Here is a 2,155-nt window from a genome sequence, read left to right on the forward strand (position 1 = left end):
GCGCTCAATGCTGGAGGATCTTGGAGAGGAAGTCCTTGGCGCGAGGGGAACGGGCGTCGGGGTTGCCGAAGAAGTCTTCTTTCCTGCAGTCCTCGATGATCTTGCCCGCGTCCATGAAGATGACGCGGTTGGAGACTTTCCTGGCGAAGCCCATCTCGTGGGTGACGACCATCATGGTCATGCCCTCGTTGGCGAGCTTGACCATGACGTCGAGCACCTCGCCGACCATCTCGGGGTCGAGCGCGGAGGTGGGCTCGTCGAAGAGCATGACGATGGGGTCCATGGACAGGGCGCGAGCGATGGCCACTCGCTGCTGCTGGCCGCCCGAGAGCTGGCCGGGGAACTTGTCCTTGTGGGCCATCAGGCCGACGCGGTCGAGCATCTTCAGGCCGCGGGCGAGGGCGTCGTCCTTGGAGCGCCCGAGCACCTTGATCTGCGCGAGCGTCAGGTTCTCCGTCACCGACAGGTGAGGAAACAGCTCGAAGTGCTGGAAGACCATGCCCACGCGGCTGCGCAGCTTGGGCAGGTCGGTCTTGGGGTCGGCGATGGAGATGCCGTCCACGACGATGTCGCCCTTCTGGATGGGCTCCAGGGCGTTGACGGTCTTGATGAGGGTGGACTTGCCCGAGCCGGAGGGCCCGCAGACGACGACCACCTCGCCCTTGCGGATGGAGGTGGTGCAGTCGGTCAGCACCTGGAAGCTGCCGTACCACTTGGAGATGTTCTGGATGTCGATCATGGGAGGACTCTCAGCGGATGATCTGGATCTTGGCCTGCAGGCGCTTGACCGTCATGGACAGCGCAAAGCAGATGACGAAGTAGACGACGGTGGCCACGAGGTAGGTCTCGACCGGGCGGTTGAAGTTCTTGCCGGCGACCTCGAAGCCCTTGAGCAGGTCGTAGGCGCCGATGGCGTAGACCAGGCTGGTGTCCTGGAACAGGATGATGGTCTGGGTCAGCAGCACGGGCAGCATGTTGCGCAGGGCCTGGGGCAGCACGACCAGCTGCATGGTCTGGCGGTAGCCCATGCCCATGGCGTAGCCGGCGTGGACCTGGCCGCGGGGCACGCTCTGGATGCCCGCGCGCATGATCTCGGAGTAGTAGGCGGCCTCGAACAGGGTGAAGGTGACCACCGCGGAGAGCTCCGCGCCCAGGGGGCGGCCGGTCATCAGGGGCATGAGCAGGAAGAACCACAGGATGACCATCACCAGCGGGATCGAGCGCATGGTGTTGACGTAGAACGAGGCGGGGATGCGCAGCCAGGGCAGGCTCGACAGGCGCATGAGGGCCAGCAGCGTGCCCAGCAGGATGCCCCCGATCATGGCCACCAGCGTGAGCTGCAGGGAGAACCAGAAGCCCTTGGCGACGTAGCTGGAGACGACCGCGGGGGTGAGGAAGGAGAAGTCCAGCGCGAGCATCAGTGGCCTCCTGCGGCGGTGGAGCCTGGGATGCGCAGGCGGGCCTCGAGGAACAGCGCCAGGCGGTTGACGGCGAAGGCCGAGAGGAAGTACAGGCCGGTGACGGCCAGGTAGATCTCGAAGTTGCGCGAGGTCTCCTCGGTGGCCTGCATGGCGAACATGGTGAGCTCGGCCACGGAGACGGCGAAGGCGACCGAAGAGTTCTTGATGATGCCCATGCTCTCGCTGGTCAGCGGGGGGATGACCACGCGCAGGGCCACGGGAAGCAGGATGTAGCGGTAGGTCTGGGGCAGGCTCAGGCCCATGGCCAGGCCGGCGTAGCGCTGGCCGCGCGGCAGGCTCTGGATGCCCGCGCGGACCTGCTCGGCCACGCGGGCGGAGGTGAAGAAGCCCAGGGCGAGCACGACGAGCACGAAGCCGGGCACGGACTTGAGCGGGGGCACCAGGGCGGGGATGACGTGGTACCAGAGGAAGATCTGGACGAGCAGGGGGATGTTGCGGAAGAGCTCGGTCCAGGCGTGGCCGAAGAGGGCCAGGCCGCGGTGGGGCACGGTGCGCAGGATGCCGATGAGCGAGCCGATGAGCAGCGCGAGCACGAGCGCGAGCACGGCCACCGACAGCGTCCAGCCCCAGGCCGAGAGCATCCAGTCGAGGTAGGTGATGTCGCCATCGCGACCCAGGCACCCGCTGACCACGCTGCTGTCGGTCGTGCTGGTGCAGAAGACTTGCCAATCCCA

General features: G+C 66.3%; 3 protein-coding genes. All 3 read right to left on the reverse strand.

All coding sequences use genetic code 11. The features are described 5' to 3' along the window. Positions 1-4: 4 nt before the first annotated feature. Complete coding sequence (locus C7444_RS19880; RefSeq protein ID WP_110402590.1) at positions 5-739, reverse strand: amino acid ABC transporter ATP-binding protein; 735 nt, start codon at positions 737-739, stop codon at positions 5-7. Positions 740-749: 10 nt separating this feature from the next. Then, positions 750-1,418: an amino acid ABC transporter permease gene (locus C7444_RS19885; RefSeq protein ID WP_110402591.1), complete on the reverse strand. Its 669-nt coding sequence runs from the start codon at positions 1,416-1,418 to the stop codon at positions 750-752. Further along, positions 1,418-2,155, reverse strand: a 738-nt coding sequence (locus tag C7444_RS19890) for an amino acid ABC transporter permease (protein WP_110402592.1), incomplete at its 5' end; no start/stop codon positions are given. The genes C7444_RS19885 and C7444_RS19890, both read right to left, overlap by 1 nt.

Source organism: Sphaerotilus hippei (assembly GCF_003201595.1).
GTDB classification, from domain to species: domain Bacteria; phylum Pseudomonadota; class Gammaproteobacteria; order Burkholderiales; family Burkholderiaceae_C; genus Sphaerotilus; species Sphaerotilus hippei.

Excerpts from the sequence above, each read along its gene's own strand:
- C7444_RS19880 (WP_110402590.1), bottom strand. The coding sequence starts at position 739 with ATGATCGACATCCAGAACATCTCCAAGTGGTACGGCAGCTTCCAGGTG.
- C7444_RS19885 (WP_110402591.1), bottom strand. The coding sequence starts at position 1,418 with ATGCTCGCGCTGGACTTCTCCTTCCTCACCCCCGCGGTCGTCTCCAGC.